The 25,097-nt window shown below is 70.5% G+C and carries 21 protein-coding genes, 1 tRNA gene and 1 riboswitch; of the genes, 9 read left to right on the top strand and 13 right to left on the bottom strand.

What is annotated here, in order from left to right:
• Positions 1-96: 96 nt before the first annotated feature.
• The 5 genes from ACWD38_RS24905 to ACWD38_RS24885 all read right to left on the bottom strand — a co-directional run bounded on the left by ACWD38_RS24905 (position 97) and on the right by ACWD38_RS24885 (position 4,527).
• Complete coding sequence (locus ACWD38_RS24905) at positions 97-1,038, bottom strand: LLM class flavin-dependent oxidoreductase (RefSeq protein ID WP_450125014.1); 942 nt, start codon at positions 1,036-1,038, stop codon at positions 97-99.
• A 183-nt stretch (positions 1,039-1,221) separates the two neighbouring features.
• Complete coding sequence (locus ACWD38_RS24900) at positions 1,222-2,001, bottom strand: cysteine hydrolase family protein (RefSeq protein WP_450125013.1); 780 nt, start codon at positions 1,999-2,001, stop codon at positions 1,222-1,224.
• A 789-nt stretch (positions 2,002-2,790) separates the two neighbouring features.
• A complete protein-coding gene (locus ACWD38_RS24895) occupies positions 2,791-3,786 on the bottom strand; it encodes a tyrosine-type recombinase/integrase (RefSeq protein ID WP_450125021.1) in 996 nt (331 codons plus the stop codon).
• A gap of 65 nt (positions 3,787-3,851) precedes the next feature.
• Entirely contained in the window at positions 3,852-4,391 is a 540-nt protein-coding gene (locus ACWD38_RS24890) for a hypothetical protein (protein ID WP_450125012.1), read from the bottom strand.
• Between the two features lie 47 nt (positions 4,392-4,438).
• Positions 4,439-4,527, bottom strand: a tRNA-Leu gene (locus ACWD38_RS24885).
• Positions 4,528-4,647: 120 nt separating this feature from the next.
• Here ACWD38_RS24885 and ACWD38_RS24880 point away from each other — a divergent pair.
• Together ACWD38_RS24880 and ACWD38_RS24875 are read left to right on the top strand one after the other, a co-directional pair.
• A complete protein-coding gene (locus tag ACWD38_RS24880) occupies positions 4,648-6,000 on the top strand; it encodes a M20/M25/M40 family metallo-hydrolase (protein WP_184479573.1) in 1,353 nt (450 codons plus the stop codon).
• Positions 6,001-6,804: 804 nt separating this feature from the next.
• Positions 6,805-8,706: a thiamine pyrophosphate-binding protein gene (locus ACWD38_RS24875; RefSeq protein WP_450125011.1), complete on the top strand. Its 1,902-nt coding sequence runs from the start codon at positions 6,805-6,807 to the stop codon at positions 8,704-8,706.
• Between the two features lie 5 nt (positions 8,707-8,711).
• Here the strand turns inward: ACWD38_RS24875 and ACWD38_RS24870 are convergent, their stop codons facing one another.
• The 6 genes from ACWD38_RS24870 to ACWD38_RS24845 all read right to left on the bottom strand — a co-directional run bounded on the left by ACWD38_RS24870 (position 8,712) and on the right by ACWD38_RS24845 (position 16,262).
• Positions 8,712-10,538, bottom strand: coding sequence for an Hsp70 family protein (locus tag ACWD38_RS24870; protein ID WP_450125010.1), 1,827 nt, complete (start codon positions 10,536-10,538; stop codon positions 8,712-8,714).
• Between the two features lie 230 nt (positions 10,539-10,768).
• Entirely contained in the window at positions 10,769-11,683 is a 915-nt protein-coding gene (locus ACWD38_RS24865) for a hypothetical protein (RefSeq protein WP_450125009.1), read from the bottom strand.
• A 340-nt stretch (positions 11,684-12,023) separates the two neighbouring features.
• Positions 12,024-13,325, bottom strand: a complete 1,302-nt coding sequence (locus tag ACWD38_RS24860; protein WP_450125008.1) for a cytochrome P450 — start codon at positions 13,323-13,325, stop codon at positions 12,024-12,026.
• A 130-nt stretch (positions 13,326-13,455) separates the two neighbouring features.
• Complete coding sequence (locus ACWD38_RS24855) at positions 13,456-14,472, bottom strand: glutathione S-transferase family protein (protein WP_184479570.1); 1,017 nt, start codon at positions 14,470-14,472, stop codon at positions 13,456-13,458.
• 166 nt (positions 14,473-14,638) lie between these two features.
• A complete protein-coding gene (locus ACWD38_RS24850; RefSeq protein WP_184479569.1) occupies positions 14,639-14,998 on the bottom strand; it encodes a DUF488 domain-containing protein in 360 nt (119 codons plus the stop codon).
• 25 nt (positions 14,999-15,023) lie between these two features.
• A complete protein-coding gene (locus ACWD38_RS24845; protein ID WP_450125007.1) occupies positions 15,024-16,262 on the bottom strand; it encodes an NAD(P)/FAD-dependent oxidoreductase in 1,239 nt (412 codons plus the stop codon).
• A gap of 316 nt (positions 16,263-16,578) precedes the next feature.
• On the opposite strand from ACWD38_RS24845, the gene ACWD38_RS24840 reads away from it, so the two are divergent.
• Positions 16,579-17,385, top strand: a complete 807-nt coding sequence (locus ACWD38_RS24840) for a GNAT family N-acetyltransferase (RefSeq protein ID WP_221315828.1) — start codon at positions 16,579-16,581, stop codon at positions 17,383-17,385.
• A 15-nt stretch (positions 17,386-17,400) separates the two neighbouring features.
• On the opposite strand, the gene ACWD38_RS24835 is transcribed toward ACWD38_RS24840, so the two are convergent.
• Positions 17,401-17,967, bottom strand: coding sequence for a PadR family transcriptional regulator (locus ACWD38_RS24835; protein WP_184479567.1), 567 nt, complete (start codon positions 17,965-17,967; stop codon positions 17,401-17,403).
• 83 nt (positions 17,968-18,050) lie between these two features.
• Here ACWD38_RS24835 and ACWD38_RS24830 point away from each other — a divergent pair, with 83 nt between their 5' ends.
• The 3 genes from ACWD38_RS24830 to ACWD38_RS24820 are packed head-to-tail and all read left to right on the top strand — an operon-like array spanning position 18,051 to position 20,194.
• Complete coding sequence (locus tag ACWD38_RS24830) at positions 18,051-18,476, top strand: nuclear transport factor 2 family protein (protein WP_450125006.1); 426 nt, start codon at positions 18,051-18,053, stop codon at positions 18,474-18,476.
• Between the two features lie 28 nt (positions 18,477-18,504).
• Entirely contained in the window at positions 18,505-19,371 is an 867-nt protein-coding gene (locus ACWD38_RS24825; protein ID WP_184479565.1) for a helix-turn-helix domain-containing protein, read from the top strand.
• A gap of 10 nt (positions 19,372-19,381) precedes the next feature.
• Complete coding sequence (locus ACWD38_RS24820; protein ID WP_450125005.1) at positions 19,382-20,194, top strand: CPBP family glutamic-type intramembrane protease; 813 nt, start codon at positions 19,382-19,384, stop codon at positions 20,192-20,194.
• 25 nt (positions 20,195-20,219) lie between these two features.
• On the opposite strand, the gene ACWD38_RS24815 is transcribed toward ACWD38_RS24820, so the two are convergent.
• Positions 20,220-21,473 (bottom strand): NAD(P)-binding domain-containing protein, encoded by a 1,254-nt coding sequence (locus tag ACWD38_RS24815; protein WP_184479563.1) that lies wholly within the window; start codon positions 21,471-21,473, stop codon positions 20,220-20,222.
• 404 nt (positions 21,474-21,877) lie between these two features.
• A riboswitch (cobalamin riboswitch) is annotated at positions 21,878-21,987 on the top strand.
• Between the two features lie 60 nt (positions 21,988-22,047).
• On the opposite strand from ACWD38_RS24815, the gene ACWD38_RS24810 reads away from it, so the two are divergent.
• Genes ACWD38_RS24810 through ACWD38_RS24800 form a run of 3 tightly spaced genes read left to right on the top strand, consistent with a single transcriptional unit; the run spans position 22,048 to position 24,961 of the window.
• Positions 22,048-23,145 carry an iron chelate uptake ABC transporter family permease subunit gene (locus ACWD38_RS24810; RefSeq protein ID WP_184479562.1) on the top strand — a complete coding sequence of 366 codons (1,098 nt, stop codon included), beginning with the start codon at positions 22,048-22,050 and terminating at the stop codon, positions 23,143-23,145.
• Positions 23,142-23,945: an ATP-binding cassette domain-containing protein gene (locus ACWD38_RS24805; protein WP_184479561.1), complete on the top strand. Its 804-nt coding sequence runs from the start codon at positions 23,142-23,144 to the stop codon at positions 23,943-23,945. Before ACWD38_RS24810 ends, ACWD38_RS24805 begins: the two co-directional genes overlap by 4 nt.
• A complete protein-coding gene (locus ACWD38_RS24800) occupies positions 23,921-24,961 on the top strand; it encodes an ABC transporter substrate-binding protein (protein ID WP_184479560.1) in 1,041 nt (346 codons plus the stop codon). Before ACWD38_RS24805 ends, ACWD38_RS24800 begins: the two co-directional genes overlap by 25 nt.
• The last annotated feature ends 136 nt before the right edge of the window (positions 24,962-25,097 follow it).

Genomic DNA, 25,097 nt, shown 5'->3' with positions numbered 1-25,097 from the left:
AGCCGCACGTCCGCACCTCGGAGGCGACGTGCGGACGTGCGGATACGGTTCGTGCGGTGACGAGTCGGTGTCCCGCAGGAGACGACCGGGGAGGGGCTATCCCGAGAGTCGGGCCTCGAGGCGGGGGACGAGTTGGTCGGCGAGCAGCTGGATCTGGGTGCTGGTCGTCTCGGCGTCGCCGCCGGGCAGGTGCACGCGGAGGCTGATCCCGGTCAGGCCCAGATTCAGCATCAGCTCGTGCAGTCGGTCGGCCAGGGAGTCGGGGTCGTGTTCGTGCAGCACGCCTGGTGCGTAGGCTTGCTTCCCGGAGTTGTCGACGTCCGGGTATGCCTGGGCGAGGGCGTCCAGCCCGGCCGGTGGCGGTTCGCCGAGCCAGACCCATTGTCCTGCGATGCGTGGTCCGATTCCGCTTGCCGCGCGGTAGGAATCGATGGCGGCGCGGTTCTTCGCGTGATCGTCGACGGGCGGCAGGAAAAGTCCGAATCCGTTGTGCGCGGCCAATGCCGCTGTCTTTGGGCCGCCGGTGCACACCAGAACCGGAGTCTTCGGGAGCACACCGGATATCGCCTGGTCGTCGTGCAGCGGCGCCGAGTCGTCGGTGACCCGCTCGTGCCACTCGGCGAGTTGGGCGCGGAAGGTCTTTGCCGCCGCGTTCCGGTCGAAGCCGAAGACGTCGAAGTCACGCGGTGAGTAACCGGCCGCCAGACCGGCGGCCACCCGGCCGGGGTGGGAGGCGGAGAGCCAGGCGATTTCTTCCATGACCAGCGGAACCGGCCGAAGCGGCAGCAGGATCGGACTCGGTGCGACCCACCCTCGCTGCGTGGCGCCGAGGATCGTCGCCGCCACCGTGGTCGGTGCCGGGACGTAGCCGGGGAATCCGGCGTGATGCTCGCTGATCGTGATTCCGTGGAACCCACCGTCCAAGGCGGTGCGAGCCTGCTCGATCAGGGTGCGCGCGGCTCGCTCCGGTTCAGCCTCGTGCAGGTAGAGCGCCATGCTCACGCTGCCCAGATATTCGCCTTCCTCTGCCGGTGGCATCGTTCACCCACTTTCCTTCGCCGGAGCCGTGATCGCAGACCCCGGACCGTACCCGTGGCCGACGCCCCACTCGCGGAGCACCGCTGCGCCGAAGAAAGCACGAAGGGGTCCATTCATGACACGTTCCACGAGAGGGCGACGGATCTCCGGTCGAATCCTGTCTGATCTCGTCCGTGACGACGATCAACTCAGGTCGACCATCGAAGCTGCGGCCTCGAAGGACTCATCGCGCCCGTCGAGCGCCTGCATGATCGAGTGGTGGTCTAGTACTCGGCCGAAACCGCGGCGCATCGTCCGCAGCGTCGCTCGCTGCGCCTCGGCGTTGTCGGTGGCGTTCACATCAGAGCCGAAGACCACTTGGTACCCGTGACCGTAGGCGCTCCGGGCGGTGGTTTCGCAGCAGAAGTTGGTCAGCGTCCCGCAGACGATCACAGTTCGCACACCACGTTGCCGCAAGATGTAGTCCAGCGGTGTGCCGTTGAACGAATCGAACCCGAATTTGGTGTCGATGACGCGCTCGCCAGGTTGTGGCGCCAACTCTCGGTAAACGCGCATTCCGGGAGTGCCCTCCCGCACCGCCCCGGCGCGTATCGGTGGGAAAAAGTCCGGGTATTGGTGTGGAGCGTCGTCCGGAATCGTCACCTCGGTGAAGATCACGGGCACGTTCACGCCGCGGCAGTGCTGGATCAAGCGCTTGATGCGGGGGACCTGCCGGTACGCTTCGGGTACGCACATCCGGCCTTCCGGCGCCACGAGATCTTCTTGCATGTCGATGACCAGCAGCGCGGATTCCTCGGCCCGGATCCGAAACACACCGTGCTGGTCGGTGTCGTAGGCCCGGTCGGCGAGCTCGACGAACTCCCGTTCACCATTGAAAACGCCGACACCGTTCAGGTGGTCGCCCCGCAGCAGTTCCTGTTCACCACGGCCGTACTCAGCGAGATAAGCGTCCACTGCGTTCATTCGAGCCTGCCTTCCGCGCCGAAAATCGGCAATCCGTTGCCCGCCGGGTGTCCCGTTGCGCACCCCGGCTGCCAGGAGCATAGAGCTGGTATCGAGGGCCGAAATCCGACGACCTTGGCAAACGTACAACACCGCATGGTACGAGATGTTAATGTCTGTCATGTTTCTCTAGCAAGATCTGAAGAGGCGTTCCGGTCGCTCATAGCCGACCAGTGCTTCCTCGTGGTCCTCGGTAAAGCGGTTACTGCCGCGCAGGTACGGCCGCTTCTGCCTTGAATCCCGAGTTGTCTTGTCGTGGTCACCAGTCGTAGCCGCACGTCCGGGCTCCGCGGTGTACGACCGCTGGTCTTTCGCCCAGTGCTGGGTGTCCACGACCGTGCTGATGTGGCAGACACCGGACGTGATCGAGCATGGTTGCGGGGAGAACAGGCGCTTCAGTTAGCATCTGCCGTATGGAGACGAATCCCCGTTTCGGGGATCGCTCTCACTGGCAGGGGAGCAAGCCCCCCGCGCGGCTCGGCCTCGTGCACAGGCGACATGGGTGAGCGGGATGGTGGTCGCTTGTTGATGGCTTCGGACGTTGCGAACTCGTATGACTGATCCAGGCCGGTATGAGGTCGATTGGCACAGCTCGGGCGGGGAATGTGTTTCTCGGTCGTGAGCGTGACGAGTGTGTGGTTCGAACCGAGTGCTCCTTGTTTGGTGGTTGGTTCCCTTATCGGTGAGCAGGAAGGCATCCGCCTACGCCTTGGTCCTGGGCCAAGGCGTAGGCGGGTGTGTGGGTGGGGTTCAGTCGTACTGCTGTTTCTGTCGTGGTGTGGCGGGGGCGAGTGGGTGGGTTTCGTCGGTGAGTGTTGCGAGGGCGGTGGCGACTTCGTCGAGGTTGGCGCGGACGTAGGTTGTGGTGGTGCTGGTGTCTCCGCTGGTGCTGGTGTGTCCGGCGAATGCTCTGGCGACGGCGTAGCCGAAGTGGCGTTCGACCCAGGTGAGGGTGGTGTGGCGGAGCCAGTGGGTGCTGATCTGCTGGGTGGCCACCCACGGCAGGTGGGAGCCGATCCGCTTCCACAAATGGTCGTAACGGCGAGAGGTGATCGGCGCCTGCGAGCGGTATCGCAGCAACTGTCCACCGTCGACGGACGCGCCACGTTCTTCGGCGTGGGCCAGCAGATGGCGCATCAGGGTCGGCGAGACCGGTTGCCAGCGGACTGTGCCTCCCTTCTCGTGCAACAAGATCAAGCACTGGTCCGCATCGAGATCGTGCGGGCGCAGCGCGAGCGCGCCGCCCCGCCGGCAGGCCGTCTCGGTGTGCAGCCGCAGCAGGAGCGTGTCCAACGCCGGGTCGTTGCCTGTCGTGGCCGCAACCCGCTGGACCTCTTCGAGTCCGGTCGCCGGTAGTCCGCGGCGGGTGCTGGGCAGACGACGGGGCTTCGGCACCCGCTTCGCCGGGTTCTCGGACTCGCCGATCAGCTCGTCAGCGACCGCGTGCCGGTACAGGCACCGCAGCGCCGCGATGAGGTGCTCGGCGGCGCTGCGCCCACCGCGGGCGTTGCGCCGCGACACCACGTGCTCCCGGACGTGCTCGGCCAGCTGTTTGATCTCCAGCGGTGTGGGCTCGTCCAGGTGCCGATCACCCCATTGCTGCTCGATCCGCTTCCAGTACGAGGCATACACCCGGCGCGTGCCCTGGGAGACCGCGGCCGAGACCTTCGGGATGTAGTCGGCGAACGTCGGCAGCGGAGCACGATGCGTGGAGGGGCCGAGCAGGTCCTCCGGCGAGACTCCCATCCGCTCCAGCACGACCCGTGCCGCTTCCAACTCCGCGGCGCCGGCGGGCTTCTCCGAACTGCTACTCACGACCGCTCACCCCCGTCAGGCGGGAGGGGGAACTCGTTGATCATGGATTCCAGAGCGGACATGGTGTATATGGCCAGCAGGCCGCGTTGCACACTGGCGGCCAGCAGCACCCGATCGCCTGCCTGCACGCCGCACCACCGCCGCACCGGGACAGGCAGTGGAATGTGACCTCGCCGGGTGAGGCCGAACAACCCGGCCGCTTCCGGCCGGACCACCAGCGCCGTAGCCGAGAGCAGATCGAACCGCACCCGCTGGCCAGGGCTCCACCCCAACGCCTGGATCACTGCACGCTCGGCGATGCGCCCTCGCTCATCGACCGCGGCGATCCGATACACCGTGGGCGACCCGCTGCGCACCGCAGCCAGATCAGGAACGGGCAGAACCTGGGCTGACACCCGCCCGGCGTGATCGCTACCAGCCCACCGTCGCGGCACGACAGCGGGCACACTCTCCTCAGCCACAGTCACCACCCCCGCCGACACGGGACTGACGACCGAACGCAACAAGGCGGTGGGCGCACTGCGCCACACCGCCATGTCGACTGCTGAACTGCTTCGCAATGTGTGGGAGGGATCCCACCCACTGGTGTCCGAGGGGGGACTTGAACCCCCACGCCCATTAGTAGGGCACTAGCACCTCAAGCTAGCGCGTCTGCCATTCCGCCACTCGGACGCCTCAGCGCCGCCTGTCTTGCCCGGCGGCCTCTGCTGTGTTGTGTTCATAGATTAGCTGATCCATTTCGAGGCCTGAGACCCACCCCCCACTACGGGGCTGGAGTGATAGAAAGGCCTGGTGAGTGAGCACAAGGAGAGCGCTGCGGGTGATCTTGGGGCTGGGCTGCGGGTGGCCGAGGACGAGGTCGTCGGGCTGGCCAGTGACCTGATTCGGATCGATACGACGAACACGGGTGATCCGGCGACGCTCGCGGGTGAGCGGGTGGCCGCCGAGTACGTGGCGGACAAGTTGGCGGAGGTCGGGTACGAGACGACCTACGTCGAGTCCGGTGACCACCCGGGGCGCGGGAACGTGATCGCGCGGTTGCCCGGGTCGGGGTCGGATCGGGGTGGGCTGCTGGTGCACGGGCATCTGGACGTGGTGCCGGCGGACGCCTCGGAGTGGTCGGTTCACCCGTTCTCCGGTGCGGTGCAGGACGGCTACGTGTGGGGGCGTGGCGCTGTCGACATGAAGGACATGTTGGCGATGAGCCTGGCGGTGGCGCGGCGGTTCAAGCGGGACGGGATCACGCCGAAGCGGGACATCGTGTTCGCGTTCCTCGCCGACGAGGAGGCCGGGGGGCTGCAGGGCGCTCAGTGGCTGGCGGATCACCGGCCGGAGCTGTTCGAGGGCTGCACCGAGGCGATCAGCGAGGTCGGCGGCTATTCGGTGACGTTCCAGGACGGGGTGCGGGCCTACCTGGTGCAGACGGCGGAGAAGGGCATCCGCTGGTTGAAGCTGCGCACGCGGGCGCGGGCGGGGCACGGGTCGATGGTGCACGACGACAACGCGGTGACGCAGCTCGCGGAGGCGGTCGCGAAGCTGGGGCGGCACCGGTTCCCGCTGGTGCTCAACGAGTCGGTGCGGGAGTTCCTCGACGGGGTCACGGAGCTGACCGGGTGGGACTTCCCGGCGGACGACCTCGACGGGTCCGTGGCGAAGTTGGGGAACCTGTCGCGGATCGTGGGGGCGACGCTGCGGGACACGGCGAATCCGACGATGCTCACCGCCGGCTACAAGCACAACGTGATCCCCTCGGTGGCGGAGGCCGCGGTGGACTGCCGGATTCTGCCGGGGCGCGAGGAGGCGTTCGACCGGGAACTCGCGGAGCTGCTGGGGCCGGATGTCGAACGGGAATGGGTCGGCTTGCCGCCGGTGGAGACGAAGTTCGAGGGCCGCCTGGTGGACATGATGAGCACTTCGCTGATCGCGGAGGACCCTGCGGCGAAGACCTTGCCGTACATGATGTCCGGCGGCACCGATGCGAAGTCGTTCAGCAGGCTCGGGATGAACTGCTACGGGTTCGCGCCGCTGCGGTTGCCCGCGGAGCTCGACTTCAGCGCGCTGTTCCACGGGGTGGATGAGCGCGTCCCCGTGGATGCGCTGCGGTTCGGCACGCGCGTCCTGGACCGGTTCTTGCGGGAGGCGTGAGCGGTCGGCCTGCGTCGGAAGGCCGGCGCAGGCCGCCTCGTCCCCGGTGGCGGCAGCCCCGCCCCACCCGGTGATCCGGTGTTGAGCGCGGTTGAGCTGGGCCGCTAGCTCGTCCGATCCGGTCGGGGTGAGTTGCCAGGCGCTGGCACCGGTCAGGTCGGTGGTCGTGCTGTCACCGGGCAGGGAGGGCTGACCGGCGCCGTCTGCGGGTGTTTCGCGGCGCCGCCGATCTCCGTGTGCCGCCCGTAGCCGGAATTCGCGTGGATCGGGAACGGTCCGATGCCGCTGCCGCTTCCAGCCCCTCGGGTGCTCGCCCGGATGCGGAAGACGCGCGGACCCATGCTGATTCCGAATCGCACTCGGTCAAGGTAGTCACCGGAGATCGGCTCAAGGTTCGATTCGTGGCAGGTCACTCGGTCGGGTGCAACTGATCGCCGTGGATCGGACGATCGGGTGGTCCTCAGCGGAAACCGGGAATGCCCGATCGGGCATTCCGGCGCTCGTTCTCGCGATTCGGCCAACGCGTTCGGGACGTCCTGTTACCTTCGGATCTCGCTGGCAGGTGGATCATCGGCGCGGGTCGAGGCCGATGCGACGGGCGCTCATCGACGGGGAACGAAGTGCGCCGATGAGCGCTCGGCTCGACCAGGTTCCGACTTTCGGCCGCATTTGAGCCCATTCGCCGGACGGGAGCGCCAGGCAGCACCGGATTGCTTCGGTGCCGCAACGGAAATCGCACCTGTCGCCCCTGCGCCTCGCTGCACCACCGGGGCTCACGACTCGATGACCGAGGAGGAGAACAAGGTGACCGAAATCGATCACGGCCAGTCCGCTCAGTGGCTCCCGATCGACCAGGAGAACAACACCCGGCTGGGCCGGGACATCATCTTCGACTATCTCAAGACCGCGGGTGTCGACCGGCTCTACGGGGTGCCGGGGACCAACGAGATTCCGCTCATCGACGGGACCGACGTTCCGGAGAACCGCGTCGAGTACGTGCCCTGCCTGCACGAGAACATCGCGCTCGGCGCGGCGATGGGGTACGCGCGGCACCGGCGGACCGAGGCAGGTGAGGTGGTGCCCGGTGTGGTCGGGTTGCACGTCACGCCGGGGGTCGGGCACGCGCTCGGGAACCTGTTCAACGCGTTCCGGTCGAACGTGCCGCTGCTGGTGCTGTGCGGGCAGCAGCACAGCAACCTGCTCATCCAGGAACCGCTGTTGGGCTCGGACCTGGTCCAGGTGGCCCGGCAGTACACCAAGTGGGCTTACGAGATCCGCGGGCCCCACGAGATCGGGATGGCCGTGCAGCGCGCGCTGAAGACGGCGCTGGCACCGCCGATGGGGCCGGTCTTCCTGTCCATTCCGTGGCAGTTCCTGCTGGAGCAGGGCGCCGATCCGCAGCGGGGCCGGTTCACCCGGATCGCGGGGGAGTTCCACGCGCAGCCCTCCGAGCTGGACAAGGCCGCCGATCTGCTGGCCCGGTCTCGGCACCCGGTCATCGTCGCCGGGGACGGCGTGGGCGAAGCGGGGGCGTGGCGCGAGCTGCAGGACCTGGCGACGGCCATCGGGGCGCCGGTGTACAACGAGCAGCTCAGCAGCTACCTCAACTACCCCCACCACCTCGCTCATGCCCGTGGCGAGCTGCCGAGCGCGCAGCAGCAGGTCAGGCAGGTGCTGGGGAGCAAGGACTCGGACACGGTGCGGGACACCGCGTTCCTGTGCGGGTTCAACGCGCAGGCGCAGCTGGTGATCTACAACTGGGACGACGGCCCGTTGATCCCGGCGCACCTGACCCAGGTCTACCTGCACAACGATCCGTGGCAGATCGGCAAGAACCACTACGGCGCGGCGGCGGCCTTGGGCGACATCAAGGACGCCTTGCCGAAGATCACCGCTGCCGTCAAGACCCATCCCGCCTACGACGAGGCGCACGTGGACGGCCTGAACGCGGAGCTGGCGCAGGAGGATCGGGCGCTCGCGGAAGAGTTCCGGGAGCGCGCGCAGGAGGTCCCGGACCAGGGGATCGCTCCCGCGATGCTGGTGGACGCGCTGAACGCGGCGCTGCGCGAGCACTCGGTCCGGCTGATCAACGAAGCCTGCTCGGACACCGCTGATTTCCAGCAGGGACTGGCCTTCGACACCCCGAGCAGCTACATGTCCTCGGAAGGCGGCTCGCTGGGGTACTCGATGCCCGCCAGCCTCGGTGTCGCTGACGCGGTGCTGCGGCCCGGTGCGGCGGCGGAGGGCAAGCGGCCCCTCGTGGTCAATGCGGTGGGGGACGGGTCGGCCCTGTTCTACCTGAACACGTGGTGGACCGCGGTCAAGCGCCGGCTCCCGGTGCTGTACCTGATCACGAACAACAAGCAGTACAAGACGCTGCGGGTCGGCCTGGACGTGATGCGGAAGTCCTACGACTGGGATCCCAGCGGTGCGGCCGAGTACCTGGAGCTCGACGGGAATCCGCAGCTGTCGTTCGTGGACCTGGCGGCGGGATTCGGCGTCGGCGGGTGCTTGGTCGACTCCGCGGACGACCTGGAGCGGGCGCTGGCCGAGGCGGTTCGGGTGGTCGACGGGGGCGAGCCCTACGTCGTGGAGGTCCTCACCGACCCGGCTCTGCCGGACATGGCGGAAGTCGACCTCAACGCGGACGGTCGGCTCAGCACCTCGCGGGGCAACAGCGCCATCTGGAACTTCGGGCCTGCCTGACGAGGTCAGCGCAGCTCGGTGCAGGGGGTGGCGTCGGGCGCATCCGCTGCACCGGGCTCGACCCGGACGTCGGAGAACGTGATGTCCATGCGCCGCTGGGAGTAGACCAGGAACGGCGTGTTGACCTGCTTCGGGTCGAGGCCTGCGGAGGTGAAGCAGGACAGCGGGATCTTCATCGTGGTCGGCTGAGCCACCGGCAGGTCGCCGAACAGGTCGGTGGCGGGGAGTTCGGCGCCGCACGGGTGGTGGCAGTGCATCGCGATCTTCGTGTAGCCGTCGGTCGGTGCCGCGTGCGGCACGACGTCGAAGACCACGGCGCCTCCGTGCTCCGCGTACGCGGAGAGGTCGACCGCGCTCTCGGGGTTGGCTGTCTGCAGGTAGAACTGCGCCGGATCCTCATCGGTCCAGGTCACGCGCAGGCCGTCGGCGTCCGGCTCGGCGGTGATGTGCGGTGGTTGTTCGGTGCCGCCCGGTTCGACGGCGGTGCCGTTCCAGCCGTCCGAGTCGGAGCCGACGTATCCGGTGAACGGTGCGACGGGGGCGCCGTCGTAGAGGGGGAGCGGCTCGCTCGGCGCGCCGGAGCCCGCGGTGGCGAACAGCGCCACGGCGGCTCCGACGACGAGCACGGCCGCTGCGGAGATGGCCGGTACGAGCCACTTCCGGCGCTGCGGTTGTGCGGGGGTCTTGATGACGACCGTGGGTTCGGCCGACGCCGACGCCGACGCCGAAGCTGGTGCCGGTTCCGCCGGGGCCGGTGGTGGCGGTGGCGCCGCGGGCCGGGGGCGCGCGGAGACGAGGGCGGCGCCGAGCGCGACGGTGAACTTGGGGTGCAGCGTCGCCCGCACGGGCTTGTTGAACTCCGCGGCCACCGTTTGTGCGACCAGCGGGACGCGGGACGAGCCCCCGGCCAGCAGCACCGCGGAGAGGTCCTCGACGCGCAGCCCGGCGGAGGCGGTGGTGCGGTGCATCGCCTCGATGGTCAACCGGACCGAGGGCTTGATCATCTCGTTGAACTCCAGGCGCGTGATGGTGACCTCGCGCGGCCCGGAGGGCAGCGGGACCGACAACTGCACGTCCGGCTCGGTGGAGAGGTCCTCCTTGGCGCGCACGCACATCGCCTGGATCGCCGCAAGCGCGACCGCCGCCTGCGGATCGGCCGCGTCCAATTCGCTGACGGCGCCGTCGAGCCGCTCGTCGATGTAAGCCGTGAGCACCTCGTCGAAGTCGATGCCGCCCAAGTGCTCGATGCCTTCGGGCGTGCCGAGGATCTCCATCCGGCCGCCGCGCATCCGCAGGATCGTGGTGTCGAAGGTGCCGCCGCCGAGGTCGTAGACGGCCACCACCTCGCCGTCGCCGAGCCTGCGCTCGCTGGAGTAGTGCGTGGCCGCGGCCTCCGGCTCGGTGAGCAGGCGGAAATCGTCCACGACCGCCAGCCGGGGAACTTCGGTGAAGTGCTCGCGCCGGTACGGCCCCCAGATCGCCGGGTGGGTCAGCACGACCGAGTCGGGACGGCCGCCGACGAGGGTGCTCACAGTGGCGAGCACGTCGCGCAGCTGCGCGGCCATCAGCGCGGCGGGGGAGTAGCCGGACCCGCCGAGCACCAGCGAGGTCGGATCGCCGAGGCGGCGTTTGAAGTTGCGCGCGACCAGCTTCGGGTCGGACACGGCGTGCAGCGCCTTCTCCCCGGTCAGCAGGCTGCCGCCCGGGGCGGGGTAGGCGACCGACGGGACGGTTATCGAGGGCGACATCTGCACCATGCGGGTGCCGTTCGGGCCGCTGATGGCGGCCGAGGTGAAGGAGGTTCCGAGATCGATGCCAACGCTGTACCGCACTATGCGTGCCCCTTGACGTCAGTGAGGACAACCACCGTGTGCGATCGATGGTAGGTGGAGCACGACACGGACAGTGATCAATCCCGCAGGACTGCACTGCACTCTGCCCTTTCGGGCGGTGCGGTAGCGGAATCGCGGGCGGGCGCGTGGTCGTTCGGCGGAACCGGCCCGGCCGATCGGCGGTCACCCGCATCAGGGACGGGACGCGGGTGACCGCCGGGGCGCCGTGCTCAGTAGGTGATGTCGGGGAAGTCGCTCCGGGCGGTGGCGAACTGCTCGTCCCACTCGGTGGGCCAGCCGAACGCGCCGGCGGCGAGCTCCTTGAGGTCCTTGCCGGCGGCGCCGCTCATGAAGTGCACGAACTCGCCCCAGTTCAGGTCGCGCTCGAAGTCGTCGCCGGAGGCGGGGAAGTGCCGGCCGAGCAGGTCGAAGTAGCGCACCATGACCTGCGCGCCGCCGTGGTCGCGCCACAGCGGGTGGAACCAGTCGCGGTACCAGTGGGTCTGCTTGCGGGGGAAATCGTCGGTGTGGTCGTCGGCCATCATCCGGTCGTGGAAGTCCGCGGCCTCGGCCTCCATCCCGAGTCCTTTGTAGACGTCGTAGATGTAGAACTCCATCCACTTGCTGTCGCCCCAGAGGGAGAACGCGGGGGAGCCGTGCTTGCCGGACGCGATGAGCTCGACGACGTGGCCGGTCTCGTGCGTGACGATCTCGTACTGCGGAGTGGTCCAGTCGCTGCCGCCGACGTCGCTGACGTTGCGGAAGTCGTGCGACTCGTCGTAGACGGTGGAGGGGTGACCGCCGCTGTGCTTGCCCTCGTGGTGGATCGAGTAGAGGCGGTCGGCGGTCATCTTGTTGCCGTCGTTGCCGTAGGTCCGCTGCGCGTACTGCCACATCGAGGTCATGAACGGCAGCAGCCATTCGCTCGCGGCCGGGTCGACGTCCTGGTCGAAGTAGAGCGCGACGGTGTCGTTGTGCCCGGCCAGCCGCAGGTCCTCGGCGTGCTCGAACCAGTGCTCCTTCCAGGTCTCCGGTGGCGCGTCGAGCCTCGGCGCGGGGGCGGCGGAACTCGTCGCGGCTCCGGCCCAGGCCGGAACGACGATCGCGGACGTGAGCGTCGTGGCCAGGAAGGTTCTTCTCCGCACGGTGGCACCTCGGTGTCGGGCCGGTGCGCCCGGTGCGCACGGCAAGATCGACATCGTGTCGGCGCGCGGACCCGGAGGTGCGCGGTTGGCGAGAACTCGCCGGTCCGCTCGGGGAGACCGGCGCAACCGCCGCAGCCTCGCGGCGCAACAGGTGGAGTGCTCGCCGCCCGTCTTTGATCTTGATCTGCGTAGGTGTCCGGGTAGCGGAACCTCAGCGGCTTCCTCGCTGACAAGACAACGACCAACGACGTCGCTCACCTGGGCAGACAAGATCAAAGACAGGCGGTCAACGGCTCCGCCACTGACAGGACAACGATCAGAACAGCATTCTGAAGATCCCTTAGTCCCAGGTCACCGGGAGTGAGTGCACGCCGTAGATGATCATTCCGGTGCGCAGGCCGATGTCGGCCGGGGACGCGTCCAGTCGTAGGCCGGGCAGGCGTGCGAGCAGTTCGGCCAGGCCGATGCGCAGTTCGACGCGGGCGAGCTGCTGTCCGAGGCACTGGTGGACGCCGTGGCCGAAGGCCAGGTGGTGGTTGCGCGCCCGGGTCAGGTCGAGCTCGGCCGGGTCGGGCCACTGGCCGGTGTCCCGGTTGGCTTCGGGCAGCGAGATCATGACGGTGTCCCCGGCCGGGATGGTGACGTCGCCGAGCACGAGGTCCTCGACGGCGACCCGCACCGGGCCGGTGTGGATGACCGACAGGTAGCGAAGCAGCTCCTCCACCGCGGTGTCGATCAGGCCGGGATCCGCGCGCAGCGCGGCGAGCTGCTCCGGGTGTTCGAGCAGCGCGTAGGTGCCGAGGGCGAGCATGTTCGCGGTGGTCTCGTGCCCGGCGCCGAGCAGCATCGTGGAGAGGTCGACGAGCTCCTCGTCGGTCAGCGCCGGGTCGGCGTCGCCGTGCACCAGCCCGGAGATCAGGTCGTCGGCGGGGTGGGCGCGCTTGTCGGCGACCAGCCCGCGCATGAACTCGTAGAGCCCGGCCTGCGCGTGCAGCCGTTCCTCGTCGCTCGCGTCGAGGTTCACCGCGACCGCGGAGCGTTCCTGGAACTCGGCCCGGTCCTCGTAGGCGACGCCGAGCAGTTCGCAGATCACCAGCGACGGCAACGGCAACGCGAACGCGGACACCAGGTCGGCCCTCGGCCCGGCGGCCCGCATCGCCTCGATGTGCTCGACGGTGATCTCCCGGACCCTGGCCTCCAGGCCGCGCATCCGCCGCACCGTGAACTGCCCGACCAGCAAGCGGCGCAACCGCGTCTGCTCCGGCGGGTCCATGAAGATGAACAGGCCGTCGGTGCGCTGCTGCTCGGTCGCGGGGCACCCGCCGCGGCCCGCCGCCGCGGCGGCCCGCTGCTCGACCACCTGGTTCGGCGTCAGCTGCATCGCGTTGGGGTGCCGGTGGGTGTCCGTGCTGAAGCGCTCGTCGGTGAGCACGGCGCGGGATTCGGCGAAGCCGGTGACCATCCAGATGCGCGCCCCGTTGAGCAGTTCCACCGGGGAGACCGCCGCCCGCTCGTGCAGGCGGTCCAGTCCTGGTGGCGGGGAGAAGGGGTCGTCGCCGCGCATCAGCAGTTCCGGTGGTAGCGGCCGCTGGATCAACCGGTCGGAGTCGGTGGCGGGGGACCGGTCGCTGGTCGTGCTCATCGAGATCCCTTCGTCGTGCGGCGGCGGGTCCGCGCGCCGTCCGCGCGCGCTCAGGTGCCCGTCGCTAGATCGTCCTCTGTCCGTCGGGCGAGCACGATCGAAGCACGCACCACCGACATCGCGGGCGAATTCAGCCCGAATGCGCGGGTTCCGGCAGCGATGGCACCCGTTCGGGCTCCGGCGGCGGTCCCGGCGGGGTGCCGTCGCCGAAGGGACGTCCGCCGAGCTGTTCGCGGCCGTGCGGGGTGAGCCAGCCGGAGGGGTCCGGGCCCTTCGGGACGATCCCTGTCGGGTTCACCTCCGCGTGCACGCCGTAGTAGTGCTGCTTGATCTGCTCGAAGTCGATGGTGTCGCCGAAACCGGGCGTCTGGAACAGATCCCGGGCGTAGGCCCAGAGCACGGGCATCGCGGCGAGCGTGGACCGGTTGCACTTGAAGTGCCCGTGGTAGGCCGCGTCGAAGCGGGCGAGGGTGACCCACAGCCGGACGTCGGCCTCGGTGATCGTGTCGCCGACCAGGTACCGCTGCCCGGAGAGCCGCTCGGACAGCGCGTCGAGGCGCGCGAACAGGGCGTCGTAGGCCTTGTCGTAGGCGTACTGCGCCTTCGCGAACCCGCACTTGTAGACGCCGTTGTTGACGTCGTGGAACACCTGGTCGGAGATCGCGGCGATCTCGTCGCGGCGACCGGCGGGGAACAGGTCCGGGGCGCCGGGGCGGTGGTGGGCCGTCCACTGCGTGGCGAAGTCGAATTCGAGGTCCTGGTAGGAGTTGGTGACGACCTTGCCGCTGGAGATCTCGACGACCGCGGGCACCGTCACGCCCTTGTCGTAGCCGGGGATCGCGTTCTCGTAGGCCTCGCGCAGCCATTCGATGCCCAGCACCGGGTCGACGCCGCCGGGGTCGTTGTGGAAGCGCCAGCTGCGCTCGTCGTGCAGCGGCCCCGCGATCCCCAGCGACAGCACCGGTTCCAGGCCGAGCAGGCGGCGGACGATGACGACCCGGTTCGCCCACGGGCACGCCCGCGCGGCGATGAGGCGGTACCGGTGCGGTTCGACGGGCCACGGCGAGGACCCGTCGGCGGTGATCCGTTCCTGCACGCCGAGCGGTTCGCGGACGAACTCGTCGGTCGAGGACTGCGCGGCTCCCATGGTGATCAGGGCTCCCTTGCGGCGTCGGTGATCCGGAGGTTCCGCTCGGCGGCGTCGGCCCGCACCGGGAACGCCGCCGCTACCGGGCGTGATGGTACGTCGTCGAGGCCGTGCGGCGGGGCTCGTCGGAGGCGTTTCCCGTCGGCGATCGGGCGGATTCGCGCGGTCAGCCGCCGAGCACGTCGACGAGCACGGCGGCCTGGCTGATGTCCGGGTGCTTGGTCCCGGTCAGCAGGGTGACGCGCCGTTTCGCGGCGAGCGCGCGCAGGTGCTCGAGCGCTTCGGCCCGTTCCGGTTCGTCGAGTTCCGCGCGGTAGCGGCGGCTGAACTCGTCGAACTTGTCCGGGTCGTGGCCGAACCACTTGCGCAGCTCCGACGAGGGCGAGACGTCCTTGCACCACTCGCTGAGCCGGGCCTCGTCCTTGCTCACCCCGCGCGGCCACACGCGGTCGACGAGCACCCGCTCGCCGTCCTGCTCGCCCGGTTCGTCGTAGACGCGGCGCACTCTGACGTCCTTGTTCGCCATGGTGGCTCCTCTCAGGGTGGGTCGGTCACGGCGTGCCGACGAGGCCGGTGAGCGGCACCGCAGGGTCGGCCAGCGCCGCCGGATCGACCTGGTCGCCGGACCGGACCAGCTGCTGGACGGCCTCGTTGACGTCCCAGACGTTGACGTTCATCCCGGCCAGGACGCGGCCCTGCGACAGCCAGAACGCGATGAACTCGCGGGTGCCGAGATCGCCGCGGACGACGACCTCGTCGTAGCCGTCGGGCTCGATGTGGCCCGCGTACTCCATGCCCAGGTCGTACTGGTCGGTGAAGAAGTAGGGCACCCGGTCGTAGGAGGCGAGCGGATCACCGAGCATGCCGCGGGCTGCGGTGGCGGGCTGGTCGAGCGCGTTGGCCCAGTGCTCGACCCGGATGTGGGCGCCCAGCAGCGGGTGGAAGGCGCGGGCCACGTCTCCGGCGGCGTGCACGTCGGGGTCGGAGGTGCGCAGCGCGGAGTCGACGACGACGCCGTCGGACACCTCCAATCCCGCGGCGGTGGCGAGTTCGGTGCGCGGCGCCGCGCCGATGCCCACGATCACCGCGTCGCACCCGATGCGCGCACCGTCGGTCAGGTGCACCTCGGTGGCCCGCCCGTCCTGCTGGACGATCCGTTCGACGCCGGTGCCCAGGCGCAGGTCGACCTCGTGCTCGCGGTGCAGCTCGGCGAACACCGGCGCGATCCGGGTGCCGAGCACACGCAGCAGCGGCAGCTCGGTGGTCTCCACCACGGTCACGGCCGTGTCGGCGGCGCGGGCCGCGGCGGCCACTTCCAGGCCGATCCAGCCCGCGCCGATGACGACCACCCGCGCGCCGGATCGGAGGGCGTCCCGGATGCGGTCGCTGTCGTGCACGCTTCGCAGGCGCAGCACGTTGGCGGCGTCCGCGCCGGGCACCGGCAGCCGGCGCGGCGCGGAGCCGGTGGCCAGCAGCAGCTTCTCGTAGCCGACGCGCTCACCGCTGCCGAGCACGACTTCGCGGCGTTCCCGGTCGATGCCCGTGGCAGCGAGGTTCGAACGCAGGTCCACGCCGTGCTCGGCGTACCACTCCGGGCGGTGCACGAAGATCGTTTCTCGATCCGCCTTGCCCTGCAGGTATTCCTTGGACAGCGGCGGGCGTTCGTAAGGGCGGTCGGGTTCGTCGCCGATGAGCGTGATCCCGCGGTCGAAGCCCTCGTGGCGGAGTGCTTCGGCGGCCTTGGCGCCGGCGAGCCCGGCACCGATGATCACGAAACCCGGATGTGCCATGGCGCTCCCGTCGGCGTTCCCGCGTCGCTGTTCGCCCCGCGTCCGGCGAGTCGCGCACGACGCCCGCGCCGGACCGGACCGTCCTGCTGGGCTCGGCTTTCCCGTTCCGCCACTCCCTGAAACGGTCCGTTCGTCCGGCCCCCTTCCTGATCGGTTTCACCGGAACAGACGTCGTGAGCCGCACCGGAGCGGGAACCGCGCCCGATACTCTCGTCGCCGGTGCGGGAAGTCGGCCCGGCCGCGGCGAACCACCGCAGGAACCGGGCCGCCGATCGCCGAACCCACCACGTGCCGCTCATCCAGGAGGTCGACAGCAGTGACGACGATCGATGCGGACGCGGTGGAATCGATGCACCAGCTCCGCACCGGCTGGCGAACTCTGGTCCTCGACGCGGATCCGCGGGCCGACGTGCGCGACCTGCCGGGCGTGTCGGTGCGCTGGGCGGAATCCCGGTTCGTGTTCTGGAACTGCCTGACGCTGACCGAGATCGGCATCGAGCCGGACCTGCTCGCCGATCGCCTCGACTCGGCCGCCGCGATCATGCGGGAGAAGTCGCGGCCCGGATTCCTGTGGGTGTTCGAAGACCTGCTGGCTCCGCCCGCGCGCGAGGCCCTGCCCGGCGCGGCCGCACGCGCTGGCCTGGAACTCGCGTTCTCCGGTACGGGCATGGCGGGCGACATCCTGCCCCTGCCCGAACCGCGGCACCCGGAGTTGACCTTCGTGCGGGTCCGCACCGAGGAGCACGTGGCGGCCTACGCCGACCTGAACTCGCGCGCCTACGGCTTCGCGATCGAGGACGGGCGCGACGGGCTGGTGGGGTCGGAGCTCTGGCGCACCGGGATCCACGCCTACCTCGGTCTCCGGCACGGGGTCCCGGTGACCGCGGCGGCCGCGCTGGAATGCGACGGGCGGTTGTTCGTCGTGCTCGTGGCGACCGCACCCGAATGGGAGCGGCAGGGCTTCGGCGAGGCCGTGACGCGCAAGGCGCTCCACGAGGGGGCGCTCGCCACCGGGCTCACCCGCGCGACGCTGCACGCCACCGCCGCGGGCGCGCCCGTGTACCCGCGCATCGGCTTCGCGGCGAACTCGCCGATCCGCTTCTACGCGACCACGACGTCCTAGCCGCGCGCGAGCGGATCATTCCGATCGCAGCCGTGCCCTGTTGCGCAGGACGTCGGCGGTGCGCGCGCACCAGTCGCGGTTCTCGGACTCGAACACCCGGCCCCGCAGGCACGTCAGGTACGGGCCGATTCCGGTGCCGCGAGCGAGGAATTCGTCCTCGTCGAGGTCGCCGCGCATCGTGGCCAGGAGTCCGTCGAACAGGTCGAGTTTGGCGCGCGAGGCCTCCGCGCGTTCGTCGAGCCTGCTGATCAGCTCGGCCGGGTCGACCGAGTCGGCGGCGGCGACCTTGACCAGGAGGTCGTCGCGGATGAACGAGGGCTTCGACGGGGTGGCGGCGAACCGCTCCAGCTCCGCCGAACCCGCCTCGGTGACGGTGAACAGCCGCTTGTTCGGCCGGGCCTCCTGGACGACCTCGCGGCCCGCGACCAGCCCTTCCCGCTCCAGCTTCGCGAGCTCGGCGTAGAGCTGCTGGGGCAGTGCGTGCCAGAAGTTGGCCATGCCGACGTCGAACGCCTTGGCCAGCTGGTAGCCGCTGCGCTCGCCGTCCAGCAACGCCGCGAGCACCGCATGTCGCAGAGCCATCCGCACTCCTCCCTGGTCGAACGCGCCCGCTCGACACTATAGTCAACTTTCTGACTAATCACATCGTTGACCAAGGAGTTCGAGTGGACACCATCGAGCGCTTCCGCGCCGCAGTGGAGCACCGCGACGCCGACGCACTGGAGCCGCTGTTCGCCGCCGCACCGCGGTTCTTCAGCCCCGTCAAGTTCCGGCCCTTCGAAGGCCGCGAGCTGGTGCGCGGCGTGTTCGGCGTCCTGCTGCGCCGCGTGTTCGAGGACTTCCGGTACGTCGGCACCCTCAGCGGCGAAGCGGAGACCGACGCCGACGAGCACGCCGACTCGCACGTGCTGATCTTCCGGGCCACCGTCGGCGGCAGGCAGATCCACGGCATCGACCTGATCCAGCTCGACGAGGACGGCCTCATCTCGGAGTTCACCGTCATGGTCCGTCCGTTGAGCGCCGTCACGACGCTCGGCGAAGCCGTGCACGCGGGTCTCGTCGCCGAAGGCCTCGTTCCCGCCGACGCCTGAGCAGCGCCGCCGGGCGCACACTGCCGGGGTGAACTTCGTCAACGCCCTGCCCGTCGCCGGGCGCGTTCCGGGTGGCGGGGAGTCCGCCTGCCACCGGCCTGGCCGGGCGGCGAGGCGGGGCTGGGACTGCGCGGGCTACGAGGAGCGGCTGCCCGCGCCGGTGCCGCTGCGCGTCCTCCCGTCCAGCCGCGTCACGCTCGCGCTCGGCTTCGGCGACCCGATCACGCTGACCAGCGGTGGGGCGGTGGCCGGATACCGCTCGATGGTGCTGGGGCTCCGGGACGGAGCCGACGAGCTCACCCTCGGCGGCAGGCAGCGCGGGCTGGTGCTGCGCTGCGATCCCGTGCTGGGCCACGCGGTGCTCGGCGTGCCGCTGCGCCTGCTCGACGGTGCCGCGCCCTGCTTGGAGGCGGTCCTCGGCGCAGAGGCGGCCCGGCTCGGTGACCGGCTCGCCGACGCGCCGGACTGGAACGCGCGGTTCGCCGTCCTCGACGACACCGTCGCCGCTCTGCTGGCCAGGGGACCGCGCGCGGACCCCCAGGTGGTGTGGGCGTGGCGGCGGTTGCGCGCGGGAGCGGGCGACGTGCGCGTCGCGGCGCTGGCCGCGCGGCTCGGCTGGAGCAGGCGGCACCTGGTCCGGCGGTTCCACCACCAGCTCGGCATCACGCCCAAGGCCGCCGCCCGAGTCCTGCGCTTCGAGCGCGCCGCGCGACTGCTCGCGCAGGATTCCCGCGGCTTGGCCCAGGTGGCGGCCGACGCCGGGTACGCCGACCAGGCCCACCTCAGCCGCGAGGTCCGCGCGCTGACCCGGTGGACTCCCTCCCAACTGCGCGGCTTCACGTCCGCGGCCGCCGGTGTCCCGTTCGTTCAAGCCGGGGCGGGCCCGGCTCAGTAGGTTCCCGCGCATGACCACGGAGCGGACCCGCACCCCGCAGGAGACACGATCGCCGGTGGTGTTCTTCGCGCTGGCCGCCGCGCTGTTCCTGCCCTTCCCGGTGCTGGCGCACTTCGTGCACGTGCCCGGACTGCCGAAGAACGCCCCGGTGACGGACTTCGTCGCGGCGTTCGTCCCGGCGGTGGCGGCGCTGATCCTCACCTACCGGGCCGAGGGCGCGGCCGGGGCGCGGGCCCTGCTGCGGCGCGTCGTCGACCACCGCCGGATCACCGGCAAGGCCTGGTACCTGCCGGTGCTGCTGCTGCCGGTGGTGTGCCTGATACTGACCTGGGCCCCGACCGTCCTAATAGGACTGGATTTCCAGCCGCAGCCGGAACTGGCGCTCAGCACGGCGCTCCTGTTCGCGGCGGTGTTCCTCGCCGCCGCTGCCGGTGAGGAGCTCGGGTGGTCGGGGTACGCGCTCGAACCCCTGCGGCGGCGGTGGGGCGCGCTGGGTGGCGGCCTCGTGCTCGGCGTCGTCTGGTGGGCCTTCCACATCCCGTCGATCCTGCAGAGCGGGCAGGGGCCGGTGCTGTTCGTGCTCGGGTTCTTCGGCACCGTCGGGATGCGGGTGCTGTGGACGTGGCTGTTCGCCAACACCGGCGGCAGCGTGTGCGCGATCATCGTCGTGCACGCCGTGACGAACATGTGCAGCTCCTACGTGCCGAGCATCCCGACCTCCGCGAACGCGCCGGTGGTGGTGCTGTTCGCGGTGCCCGTCGTGGTGTTGTGGGGGCCGGGGACGCTGGCGCGGTTCCGGTTCGCCGCCGGGGAGCGCAGGTGACGTGCCGCTGCTGCGCGGAACCCGGTCACGCGACCTCCTCGGAGACCCTTTCGGGAGCGCACGCGCAGTCCGGTGCGTGCTCCACCGGGCGGTCTCCGCAGCGGCGGAGCCGTCGGCTGATGGCCTTCGCCGTGGCCCGCGCCTCCAGCCCGGCGAAGCGCAGGTGTCCGCTCGGATGGTTGGTGAACCCGACGAAGTGCAGGTTCGGCGTCCCCGGCGCGGTGCGCGCCCCGCGCGCGAGGGGCGCTCCGCGCGAGGTCAGCACGTCGGGCCCCACCAGCCGTTCCAGGCCGCAGCGGTACCCGGTGGCGGCCACGACGTCGTCGGGACGGATTCGGGTCCCGTCGGCCAGCACTACCTGGCCCTGATCGAACTCGGCCACGGCCGCGACCGGTCGCACCCGCTCCCGCCGGACCGCGGCGACGACACCGCGATCGTGCACCGGGCTGACCTCGTCGCGCCGGGCGCGGGTGTAGAGGCCCTCGCGGGCGCGCGGCAGCCCGTGCGCGGTCAGGTTCGGCAGGAAGCTCCGCTCGAACGCCGTCGTCAGCAGGTCGGCGACCGAAGTGGGCAGTGCGCCGACCGCGATCCCCAGCCGCTGCAGGCGATCCGAGGAGGCGGGCACGATGTTCGGCGGCGTGCGCACCGCCCACCAGACGCGGGCGGCTCCGCGGCGGGTCAACGCGACCGCGATCTCCGCTCCGCTGTTGCCTGCTCCGACGACGAGCACCGACCGGCCTTCGTAGGGTTCGGGAGCGCGGTAGTCGGCCGAGTGGATCACCGACCCGGCGAACGTGTCCTGGCCCGGCCACGTCGGCAGGTGCGGGGTGCGGTTGAGCCCGGTCGCCACCACCACGGTGCCCGCCGTCGCGGTGGTGCTGCCGGTGCACAGCCGCCACGCGTCCACGACCCCGTCCCGCTCGACGGGGCGGATCCGGTCGACCGGAGTGCTCAGGCGGACGTCGAGGTCGTGGTGGCGCGCGTAGTCCTCCAGGTAGCGCACCATGTCATCGCGGGCGACCCACCGGCCGAAGCCGCGCGGGATCCGCATGCCGGGCAGCGCAGAGAGACCTCGCACGGTGTGCAGCCGCAGGTGGTCGTAGTGCCCGCGCCAGCTCGCCGCTACGTGCCCGGAGCTCTCGAAGACGGTCGCGGCCACGCCGCGGCGGCCGAGTTCGGCGGCGACGGCCAGCCCGCTGGGGCCGGCCCCGATGATCGCGACGGGGATGTCCCGGCGGTCGGCGCGGTCGGCGCAGGCCGGGGCGGCGGCACTTCGCACGTGGTTCTCCTAGGTCGGGGACGTCTCCCCACTACCTCGACCGCGAGCGGCCCCGGCTGTCGAGAGCGGTGATCGATTCACCCGCACGACCCACCGGGTAGGTGAAAGATCAGTACGAGCGGCGAGACCTCCTTGACGGCGGCGCATTCCTTCTGTGAAGCGGAATCGGGATCGCCGCCGAACTTCGCGTGCGAATCGAGCGCCCTCGCTCGTCTCCGTCCTTCGCGCTGTCGGTGAAACGACTGTTCCGAATGGACTGATCGCGTTCGGGATCGGCCTCGGCGACTTCTCGCGGGGCTGCGTGAAAAGGGCGCGCGGTGACTCCGCGCGCTCGCACGAGCACTCCCAGGAGAAGGCGAAGGCCTTGTGACCCGATCGACAGCGATCTCTTTCCCGAGCGGCGAAATCCCCGTCTAGGATCATCCGGAACACGTGACGGACGAGGGAATCCGATGAGAATTCGGAGCGGTCGCGCCACTGTGACCGGAGACCTGAACGGATCTCCGGCAGCCAGCCCCCTCCCCGTCGCACCAGCCGCTACCCGGACCGCGCCAGTCCGAGGAGGGTCGTCGCAGTGCCGCCACGTCTCGTTCCCGTCCGGCGGGAGAGCGCGCAGGGGAAGGCCGCGGCGCCCGCGCCTCGCCGCCTGCGCACACCCCTGATCACGTTGCTGCTGGTGGCGCTGCTGCCGGTGAGCATCGGGCTTTCGGCGGCGTTCGGCGCCGAATCGCTCCCGCCGGTGCAGGTGGCCGAAGTGCTGCTCAGCAGGCTCACCGGCACCGCGCCGCCCGATCTGGTCTACGACACCATCGTCTGGAACCTGCGGCTGCCGCGCGCGCTGCTCGCCGTCGTCGTCGGCGCGGGACTGGCGCTGGCCGGTGCGGCGATGCAGACGCTGGTGCGCAACCCGCTGGCCGACCCCTACCTGCTGGGCGTGTCGTCCGGCGCGGGCGTGGGGGCCACCGCCGTGATCACGACCGGGCTGTTCGCCGGGGCAGGGACGTGGGCGTTGTCGGCGGGCGCGCTGACCGGTGCGTTGTGCTCGTCGCTGCTGGTGTTCGCCATCGCACTCGCGCAAGGCGGGCTGACCCCGCTGCGGCTGGTGCTGATCGGCACGGTGCTCGGGTCGGCGTTCTCGTCCATCGCGAGCTTCCTGGTGTTCCGCAGCGCCGACCCGGCGGCGGCGCAGTCCGTGCTGTTCTGGCTGCTGGGAAGCCTCGCCGGGGCGGAGTGGGCGCAGCTGGCCCTCCCGGCGGGCGTGGTGCTGGCGGCCGGGATCGCGCTGCTGGCCGGGAGCGGCTGGCTCGACGCCCTCGCCACCGGGCCGGACACCGCGGCGGCGTTGGGAGTTCCGGTCCGGGGCCTGCGGATCGCCCTGTTCGCCACGCTCACCGTCCTGGTCGGCGTGCTGGTCGCGGTCTCCGGCGGCATCGGATTCGTCGGCCTCGTGGTGCCGCACGTGGCGCGGCTGATCGTCGGCGCGCGCCACCGCGCGCTGCTGCCGGTGGCGGCGTTGGCCGGGGCCGTGTTCCTGCTGTGGGTGGACGTCGCGACCCGGGTTCTGGTGCGCCCCACCGAGATTCCGCTCAGCGTGGTCTCCGGCCTGATCGGCGCCCCGGTGTTCCTGATCCTGCTGGGGCGGCGCCGCTACTCCTACGGCGGAGCGTCGTGAGCGCGCCGCTGCGGGCGGACGGGCTGCGGTGCTCGCTGGGCCGCCGCACCGTGCTCACCGACGTGTCCCTGACCGCGGAGCCCGGAGAGACCATCGGCGTCGTCGGCCCGAACGGCTCGGGCAAATCGACCCTGCTGCGAGCGCTCGCCGGAATCCTGCGGCCAGCCGGGGGAGAAGTGCTGGTGGACGGCGTGCGGCTGGACCGGCTCACGGCGCGGCAGCGCGCTCAGCGGGTGGCCCTCGTTCCGCAGGAGGAGGACCTGCCCGCCGATTTCCTGGTCGGCGAGTTCGTCGCGCTCGGCACCACGCCCTACCGCGCGCCCTGGTCCGGTGGCGGCGACGCGGAACGCGCGGCCGTGGCCGCCGCGCTGCGCTCGGTGGACCTGGCCGGCTTCGAGGACCGGCCGGTGGATCGGCTCTCCGGCGGGGAACGCCGCCGGGTGCTGCTGGCCCGCGGGTTCGCCCAGCGCACCCCGCTGCTGCTGCTCGACGAACCGACCAACCACCTCGACGTGCACCACCGCCTGCAGCTGCTGCGCTTGGTCCGCGGCTCGGGCCGGACCTGCGTGTTGAGCCTGCACGACCTGAGCCTCGCCGCGGCCACCTGCGACCGGATCCTGGTGCTGCACGGGGGAACCGCCGGGCCCGCCACCGCGCCGGACGAGGCGTTGACCCCCGAGGTCGTGCGCGCCGTGTTCGGCGTCGAGGCGACCCCCGTGACGCACCCGCGCACCGGCAAGCCCCACCTGCTCATCGGCGATATCGAGGACGATTCATGCGACGACGCATCCAGGCGCTGATCTCGGTCACCGCGGTCACCCTGCTGGCTTCCTGCGGCGCGCACGCGCCGGGAACGCCGCAGGGCACGGCTTCGGTCACCGTCACCAACTGCGGCTCGCCCGCGGAGTTCCCCGCCCCGGCGCAACGCCTGTTCATCAACGACGGCAACATGATCTCGATGGCGCTCGCGCTGGGCGCCGAGCAGCGGATCGCGGCCGTGTCGAGCATGCAGCAGGACGTCGACGTGCTGCGCCGCCACTACGGCCCCGTGGTGGACTCGTTGCGGATCGGCGCACCCGAGAAGCCCACGCGCGAGACGGTCCTCGCCCACCGCCCCGACGTCGTGGTGGCGGGCTGGAACTACGGCTACAGCGAAGCGAACCAGCTCACCCCCGACGGCCTGCGCAAGCTGGGCATCGCGCCGTACGTGCTCACCGAGAGCTGCCGGCAACCGGGCGGCGGCTCCGCGCGCGGCATCGTCGAGCCGTGGCGGGCGCTGCACGAGGACCTGACCAACCTCGGCACCATCACCGGGCACACGGCCCAGGCCGAGCAGGTCACCGCCGACCTGCGGAGCCGGCTCGACGCGCTGCGGGCCGCCCCGCAGGCGCCGGAACCGCCGACGATCTTCGTCTTCGACAGCGCCAGCGACACCGTGTTCTCCAGCGGCAACCTCGGCGGGCCGCAGGCGATCGTCGACGCCGCGGGCGGGCGCAACGCGCTGGACGACGTCCGGGACACCTGGACGAAGGTCTCCTGGGAACGCGTCGCGGCGGCGGATCCCGACGCGTTCGTGTTCGTGGACTACCCGCCGCAGAGCTTCCAGGAGAAGGTGGCGATGCTGCAGGCGCGTCCGGGCATCAACCGCCTGCGCGCGATCACCGAGCAGCGGTTCGTCAACCTGCCCTACGCGCTGTGGACCTCCGGGCCGCTCAACATCGACGCCGCCGAGCAGGTTCGCAAGGAATTGGAGCGGTGGAGCCTCGTACCGCCGTCGTCGATCACGCCCCGGTTCGACGATCGCGTCGGGTCCTGAGGGGGCCTCTCCGAGCGACCTGCGTAGGGGGCGGGCGGCGGAACCTCAGCGGCTTCCTCGCTGCGGGATCTTTTTCCCGAGTGGCTCCGCCACGAGGGAAAAAGCCGTCCTCGCGAGGAAACCGCTGAGAACCCGC

The organism is Saccharopolyspora sp. NPDC002578 (assembly GCF_053592695.1).
This window is presented reverse-complemented; position numbering and strand designations above follow the sequence as displayed.